The sequence below is a fragment of the Vibrio sp. MM46 genome (assembly GCF_027587135.1).
GTDB classification, from domain to species: Bacteria; Pseudomonadota; Gammaproteobacteria; order Enterobacterales; family Vibrionaceae; genus Vibrio; species Vibrio harveyi.
In genome coordinates this window covers 1-544 of the sequence record NZ_JAPPTO010000108.1, presented here as the reverse complement: position 1 = coordinate 544, position 544 = coordinate 1, and the positions used below count along the sequence as shown (strand labels likewise).

Annotated in this window: 1 protein-coding gene; it reads left to right on the top strand. The window is 48.3% G+C overall.

Going from position 1 to position 544, the window contains the following annotated elements; all coding sequences use genetic code 11:
- Nucleotides 1-535: TraG/VirB4 family ATPase (locus OH459_RS28145; RefSeq protein ID WP_443088669.1), on the top strand; the 535-nt coding region annotated here is incomplete at its 5' end.
- Nucleotides 536-544 lie beyond the last annotated feature (9 nt).

Sequence of the window (544 nt, the reverse complement as noted above, 5' to 3'; positions counted from 1 at the left end):
GACGCCAAAGATGTGCATCATTGAAGAGGCGTGGAGTTTGCTGTCTGGAGCTAACGAGCAAGCCAGAGAGTTCATCAACACCGGCTATCGCACAGCGCGTAAGTTCGGCGGCAGTTTTTGTACCGTGACTCAAGGCATTGAAGACTTCTTTAGCAGTGAAGAAGCCAAAGCGTGTTACAACAACTCCGATATCCACATCATTCTTCGCCAAGGTGAAGGCTTTGATAAATACCTAACCCAAAACCCCGACGCCTTTTCAAAGTATGAGCAGCAACTTATCAAAAACTTTGCTCCCTCAGCGATTGCAGGCTACAGCTGCGCACGCATCAAAGCAGGGGGGCACGTGACCTACCATCGCTTTTTTGCTTCACCAGTAAAGCGCGCCATGTTCTCAACGGAACCCAAGGAGTTTGAATACTGTGAAAATCTTTATAAACAAGGCTTGCCACTGGAAGATGCCATTGAACAAACCTCCATGCACTACTACGGCAAGGAAATTGAGGCATTTAACCAAGCGATTGGGGCGAGTACTTAACTCGCTGCC